Genomic DNA, 7,012 nt, shown 5'->3' on the forward strand with positions numbered 1-7,012 from the left:
TCACTCCTCGTAGTGCACGAAGCGCTTCTGCGCTCCGAACTGGATGGCGGTGATGATGAGGGTCAGCGCGAGCAGGATGATCGAGGCCGCGCTGGAGATCCCGAAATCGGACTTCTGGAAGCCGATGTCGTAGATGTGGTAGACGATCGTGCGGGTGCCGTTGTCCGGTCCGGCGTTCTTGACCAGCACGAACACCAGGTCGAAGGTCTGCAGGGAGGAGATGAACGCGACCACGCTCTGGTAGAAGATCACCGGGGAGACCATCGGCAGGATGATCCGGAAGAACCGGGTGACCACGCCGGCACCGTCGATCTGCGCCGCCTCCAGCACGGCCGGCGAGACGTTCTGCAGGCCGGCCATGAAGATCACGGTGTTCAGCCCCACCGACGCCCAGATCGTCACCAGGCACACCGCGCCCAGCGCCGTGTACGGATTGCCCAGCCAGTCCGGTGGGATGACGCCGAAGAGGCGGGCGATGAGGTCGGAGAACGCGCCGTCCGGCCGCAGGATCTGCTGCCAGATCAGGGCGATCGCCACCTGGCTGGTCACCACCGGAGCGAACAGCAGCAGCAGGTAGACCGAGCGGCGGCGGATACTGTTGAGCATCACCGCGAAGATCATCGACAGCCCCAGCCCGATCGGCACCGTCACCAGCGCCAGGATCAGGGTGTTCAGGATCGAGCGGTGCAGCAGCGGGTCGAAGATCTGGTCCACGAAGTTCGCCAGCCCCACCCATTCGGGCATTCCGAATCCGTTCCAGGCCGTGAAGGCGAGACCGAACGCGGCGGCGAAGGGCAGCAGCGTGAACAGCGCCATCCCGAGGGCCTGCGGGGCCACGAAGGCCATGCCCCACAGGCGGTCCTTGCGCCGCCAGGCCGCCTCCGAGTTCCGGGCCGGGGCCCTGGAGGTGGATGCCCCGGCCTCGGGGCGGGCGGCGACGGTCACTTCGCCGTCTCCTTCTCGATCAGCTCGGCCACCTCGTTCAGGGTGGTCGCCGCGTCCTTGCTGCCCTCGTACAGCGGCAGCATGTGGTCCACCGAGATGGTGGTGGACAGATCCGGCACGGCGGCCTCGACGGCGAAGTTCGAGTAGCCGATATCGCGCATGTCGAGCATGGTCTGGGCGTGCTCGGGGTAGCCGCCCTCGGTGACCAGGTCATCGGCGCCCTCGATCGAGGGAACGGCGTTTCCCTGGTCCTCCAGGCGCAGGCGCTGCCCGTCGGCGTCCAGGAAGTCGCCGAAGAACGCCAGGGCCCCGTCCTGGGCGGCGGTCTTCGCGTTGATCGCGAGATAGGAGGCGGCCACGCCGGTGGGCGCCGCGGCGCCGTCCGGGGTGGGCCAGCGGACCACGTCGTACAGGGCCTCGTCCACACCCGCGCCGCGGATCGAGCCGATCGTGTAGCGGCCCGCGGCGAGGAAGCCGAGCTTGTGGGTGACCAGCAGCGAGTCCACGCCGGCGCCCTCGGGCAGGAGGTCGGCGACCACCTGCTCGCCGGAGGCGAAGCGGTCCGCGAAGTCCTGCAGGGCCTTCGGGGCGATGGGGTCCTGATGGGCCACGAAGGTGTCGCCGTCGTAGACCTGGCCGCCCTGGCTGGTGATCCAGGAGTAGTGGGTGGCCCAGTAGTTGTAGTACGAGGCGCCGTGCAGCTCGGCGGCCTTGAGCTTGGCGAGCATCTCGAAGAACGCCTCGGTGGTCCACTCGTCGTTCTCGGCGAGGGTGGCCGGGTCCTCGTCGATGCCGGCGGCCGCAAGGGCCTCCTTGTCGTACCAGAGGGTGTCGGGGTTGACGTCGTTGGGCAGGGCGTACAGCTCGTCCTGCCAGGTGGCGACATCGAGCAGGCTCGGGTTGAAGGCGTCCGCGGTCAGTCCGCCGGTCTGCTCCCCCAGCTGGCCGCCCAGGCCCAGCAGCACGTTGTTGCGCAGCATCGAGGCGACGTGGTCATCGCCCACGTAGAACACGTCCGGAGCGGTGCCGGCCGAGAGCTGGGTGAGCAGCTTGGAGTGGTACTCCGAGTAGGAGGGCGTGGGGTTGAAGACCAGCTCGATGTCGGGGTGGGACTCCTTGAAGGCGTCCTGGATCTTGTCGAAGCTCTCGAGGTCCTCGGGGGAGCCCCAGGTGGACCAGATGACCTGACCCTCCGAGCTCGAGCCGCTCGAGCCGCTGCATGCGCTCAGCGCCAGACCGCCCAGGGCGGCGGTGCCGCCCAGGAAGAGTCGACGGCTGAAGCCGGCGTCGCCGATGCGGCGGGATCCGCGGACAATGTTCTGCACCATGTGTGTACTCCTTTGTAGATGGGTGCCCGAAGGGATCGGGCGCCCTGGTGGTGAGGGTGAGGACGACAGGGCGGTCGGCGGTGCCGGCCGCCGGGGTCAGGGGTGGGGCGAGCCCGTCGTGCAGGGCGCGGTGCTGGGCTCGGCGGCGCCCTCCGGGCCCGGGTCGAGGACGGATCCGTCGGCGGTGACGAGTCCGTCGGTCACCGGGGTCTCGCCCTCCTCGCCGATCGTGGACAGAAGGATCGCGCCGAGGATCAGGGCGCCGCCGAGGACCAGCCGCAGGGTGAGGGACTCCCCGCCGAAACCGATCGCGAACAGGGTGGCGAAGATCGGTTCCAGCGCCATGACGACCGCGGTCGCCGCCGCGGCGACGTAGCGCTGTGCCCAGGACTGCAGGAACAGCACGCCGATGCTGGCGACCAGGGCGGTGTAGAGGATCGCGCCCCAGGCGCTGGCGCTGGCGGGCATCGGCACTCCGCCGGGGAGCGCGAGCGCCCCGACCACCACGGTGATGCCGAGCATCTGGAAGGTGGTGAACGCGAGGGTGTCGAGGTGCTGGGCGAAGCGGCCCACCAGCACGATGTGCAGCGCATAGACCACGGCGCTGAGCAGGGTGAGTGCTTCGCCGCCGCCCAGCGCGAGGCCGGTCAGGGACAGCACCCCGATGCCCACCATCGCGATCACGCTGGCCAGCACGGTGCGGCCGGTGACGCGCGAGCGCACCACGAGCCAGGCCACGAACGGGGTGAGCACCACGTAGGCGCCGGTGAGGAACCCGGAGACGGAGGCGGAGGTGCTGGCCAGCCCCCAGGTCTGCAGCAGCTGCGCGAGCCCGTAGACGGCGCCGATCCCGAGCCCCACCAGGACGGCGTGCCTCCCTGCCTGCAGCAGCCGCTTCCAGCACAGCGCGACCAGCACCAGGCTCGCCAGCAGGAAGCGGATGAACAGGAAGTCGCTCGGGTCCACCGTCGTGATCGCGTCCTTGATGATCACGAAGGTGGAGCCCCAGATCGCGGTCACGGCGACGAGCGCCAGCACGGCGAGCATCTTCGTGTCCAGGGCGGCGGGGATGCGCATGGGGTCCTCTCGGGAGGTGGGACGGAACGGGGGCGGGCAGCGCAGCGGCGCGGGCTGCTACTTGTTGGGGAAGGTGGTGCCCTCGACGCTCACGTGCAGCACCGTGCAGGGCTCCGCGGCGGGTTCGGGATACCGGACGGCCTCGTCGATCTCGACCACGACGATCTCGCCGGGCCGCAGGGTGAGCTCCTGGCCGGAGCCGGCGAGCTGCTCGCGGTCGCTGAGATCGCTGTACTCGGTGCGGCCTACGAGCTCGGCCTTCGCAGCGATCTCGAGACGCACCGGGGCCTCGCCCGCGGCGATGACCTCGACGTAGCGGCGGCGACCGGTGAAGTGTCCGGTCTCGTGGCGGCGACGAGTGCGCAGATAGGTGAGCGAGTCGCCGATCGAGTGCATGACGCCTTCGCGGCGGGCGGGGGCGGCGCGGATCGCCTGGGCGGCGCGCGCCCATCGCGGCTTGCCGGCGGTGACGCGCTCGAACTCCGCGAGGTCGGTGAAGAGCTGCATCTCAGCACCCCTTTCCGGTCAGTGCCCGAAGACGGAATCCGTACTCGAAGTCCTCCCAGCGCACGCGGTGCGAATCGAGCACCTCGGAGCCCCAGGAGTTCGAGCCGAGCCCGAGCAGGCGGTGGTCGATGTTGAGGGTGACCGCGTCCTCGTCCAGGACGAGGTCCGTGCGGTGTCCGGTCGCATCGAGCGCGGCGCAGGAGTACGGCCAGGCGCTTACGTTCAGCAGCGGACCGTCGGCCTCGACGAGCAGTCCGCGACCGGTGGTGTCGGTCAGGGATGCCCAGCGCACGTCGCGTCGGTTGCCGTAGTCCTGCGGCACCACGTAGGGGGTGTCCATCTCCTCCACCGTGGTCGCGAAGCGGCCGATATAGGTGGCGGCGGCGGAGTCGGAGTAGTTCTCCCCCGGGCCACGACCGTGGTATTCGACGTGGCGCAGGGTCGGGGCGAGGCCGAAGTCCATGCCGAGCTTGGGCACGATGTCGCGGTACTCGCCGATCGGGGTGCCGCGCACGGCGACCGAGAGCGCGCCGTCGACCTCGAGGGTCCAGGTGAGGGTGAGGTCCATGCCGTGGGCGAGGCCCGGGGCAGCCACGTCCTCGCGCACCGTCACCTGGGCTCGGGTGTCATCCAGCTTCCAGGTCACCGCGCGCACCGAGCGGGTCAGGTGCCGCATCAGCAGCGGCTCCCACAGCCCGGCGTTCTCGGTCCCGTGGTTGTCGATCAGCGGCTTCCAGAACTGGACGCGCGGGGCGCGGGCCAGCAGCTCACGGCCCTCGGAGGTCCAGCTGGTCAGGGAGCCGTCGACCGTATCGATGGTGAGCAGGCTGGTGCCGGCGGTCAGGCGCAGGGTCTGACCGGTCTCTTCGCTGCGCACCCCTGCCGGGAGGGCGGGCAGCGGTGCCGGGGTGTGGGTGGCGGGGAAGTCGGCGAGCTCGATGACGCCGAGCTCATGGCCGGCCTCGCTGTACGGGGTGGGGTCGCGACGCACGACGCGGACGGTCAGGGAATTCTCGCCGGAGAGCTGATCTCCCGGCACCTCAGCAGGCAGGGGCGTGCGCTCGCCGGGGGTGATCGGCGGGCAGGGGATGGTCTCGGTGCGGGTGATCGCGCCGTCGGTGCGGTGCTCGAGCACCAGGTCGAGGTCGCGCAGCGGCTCGAACAGCAGCCGGCTGCGCAGCTGGTGGCCCGCCCCGGAGCGCTCGACGGCCACTGGGCACAGCACGTTCTTGTACTCCAGCAGGCCCGGACTCGGCTCCTGCCAGGGGAAGATCAACCCGTCCACGCAGAAGTTCGCGTTGTGGGTGTGCTCGCCGTAGTCGCCGCCGTACAGCCAGGTGGGGCCGTCCTCGCGTTCCACCCGGATCGCGTGATCGGACCACTCCCAGATGAAGTGTCCCTGCAGTGAGGGGTAGCGGTCGAACACCTGCTGGTATTCGGCCAGGCCGCCGGGGCCGTTGCCCATGGCGTGCCCGTACTCGCAGTTGATGCGGGGCTTGCCCATGGGGTGCTCGCCGAAGTCGTTCATCTGGGAGACCCGGGAGTACATCGTGGAGACCACGTCTACCACCTCGGCGTCGCGGTCCTCCTCGTAGTGGACGGGGCGGGTGGGATCCAGCTCCTTCACCCTCGCGTACATCGGGGCCACGTTGCACCCGTCGCCGGACTCGTTGCCGAGGGACCACATGATGATCGAAGCGTGGTTGCGCTGGGCGAGCACGTGACGCTCGATCCGATCGACGTACGCGGTCTCCCACGCGGGGTCGTCGGTGAGCTGGCCGATGTTGCCGGTGGCGACGAAGCCGTGGGTCTCGAGATCGGTCTCTGCCAGGACGAACAGCCCCAGCTCGTCGCACAGCTCGTAGAAGCGCGGGTCGTTCGGGTAGTGGGCGGTGCGCACGGCGTTGATGTTGTGCTGCTTCATGAGCACCAGGTCGCGGCGCATCCGCTCCATGCCCACCGCGCGGCCGCGACGATCATCGACGTCGTGCCGGTTCACGCCGTGCATCATCACGTACTGCCCGTTCCAGTGCAGCAGCCCGTCCTCGATGGTGATCTCCCGCAGGCCCACGCGGTGCGGGATCACCTCGATGAGCTCTCCGTCCTCATCGCGAAGGGTGAGGAGGAGCTGGTAGAGGTGCGGGTTCTCCGGGGTCCACCCGATGGGGTCCTCGACGTGGGCGCGGATCTGGGCGTTGCCGTCGGGGGTCGGGGCGGCGCCGCTCGCGACGATGTGGTCGCCGTCGCGCAGCTCCCAGTCCGCACGGGCGCAGCCGGGGCCGGCAGCGAGGTCGATCTCGAGCCCGGCGCGACGCTCGTCCCAGGGGGTGCGGATCACCAGGTCACGCAGGCCCGCCACCGGCCGGGCCTGCAGGTAGAGGTCGCGGAAGATCCCGGACAGCCACCACATGTCCTGGTCCTCGAGATAGGTGCCATCGCTGAACTGCAGCACCGTGAACGACAGCAGATTCTCGCCCACGCGGAGGTGGTCGGTGAGGTCGAACTCCGCGGCCAGGCGCGATCCCTTGGTGAAGCCGACGTAGTGGCCGTTCACGGTGATCTCGGCGAAGCTCTCCACGCCATCCAGCCGCAGGATGATCCGCTCGTTTGCGGGATCGAGGGCCTCGATCTCGACGGTGCGCTGGTAGACGGCGGTGGGGGTGGTGGAGGGGACACGGGGCGGGTCCACCGGGAAGGGGTAGGCCTCGTCGGTGTAGGCGGGGGTGCCGTAGCCGTCGAGCTGCCACATGTGCGGCACCTCCACCTGGTCCCAGTCGGTGTGGAGCTCCTCGTGGAGTGCGGTCTCCACGCGGAGGGGACCATCGAACAGCCGGAACTGCCAGTGGCCGGAGAGGGAGCGGAAGCCGAGGGAGCGGTCACGGTCCATCCCGGCAGCCGTCTCCGTATCGGCATAGCCGAAGAAGTATGCCCGTGCGGGAAGACGCCCGTCGCCCGTGCGGGACGGGTCCTCCCAGGCGTGGGGCTGCTCCATCGACATCTCCGTTTCCGTTCTGGGCCGGCCTCTGCGCCGGCGACGATTCACTGCCCGGCACCTCATGGGACACAATGGGACCGGTTCCAGAGAGTATGGACCCGGTTCCATCGGCTTGTCCAGCCCGCACCTCGACTTCGACGGAAGCGGTTCGGTCACGCTC

General features: G+C 69.5%; 5 protein-coding genes. All 5 read right to left on the reverse strand.

The features are described 5' to 3' along the window. The 5 genes from CFK38_RS17000 to CFK38_RS17020 all read right to left on the reverse strand — a co-directional run bounded on the left by CFK38_RS17000 (position 1) and on the right by CFK38_RS17020 (position 6,849). Positions 1–945, reverse strand: coding sequence for a carbohydrate ABC transporter permease (locus CFK38_RS17000; protein WP_245851157.1), 945 nt, complete (start codon positions 943–945; stop codon positions 1–3). Next, entirely contained in the window at positions 942–2,273 is a 1,332-nt protein-coding gene (locus CFK38_RS17005) for an ABC transporter substrate-binding protein (protein ID WP_096804133.1), read from the reverse strand. The genes CFK38_RS17000 and CFK38_RS17005 overlap by 4 nt, the downstream gene beginning before the upstream one ends. 96 nt (positions 2,274–2,369) lie before the next feature. Then, positions 2,370–3,350, reverse strand: coding sequence for a DMT family transporter (locus tag CFK38_RS17010; protein WP_096804134.1), 981 nt, complete (start codon positions 3,348–3,350; stop codon positions 2,370–2,372). Between the two features lie 57 nt (positions 3,351–3,407). Beyond that, positions 3,408–3,857 carry a NanQ anomerase/TabA/YiaL family protein gene (locus tag CFK38_RS17015; protein ID WP_096804135.1) on the reverse strand — a complete coding sequence of 150 codons (450 nt, stop codon included), beginning with the start codon at positions 3,855–3,857 and terminating at the stop codon, positions 3,408–3,410. A gap of 1 nt (position 3,858) precedes the next feature. After that, positions 3,859–6,849, reverse strand: a complete 2,991-nt coding sequence (locus tag CFK38_RS17020; RefSeq protein ID WP_172895831.1) for a glycoside hydrolase family 2 TIM barrel-domain containing protein — start codon at positions 6,847–6,849, stop codon at positions 3,859–3,861. Positions 6,850–7,012 lie beyond the last annotated feature (163 nt).

Origin of the sequence: Brachybacterium vulturis (genome assembly GCF_002407185.1) — a bacterium.
GTDB classification, from domain to species: domain Bacteria; phylum Actinomycetota; class Actinomycetes; order Actinomycetales; family Dermabacteraceae; genus Brachybacterium; species Brachybacterium vulturis.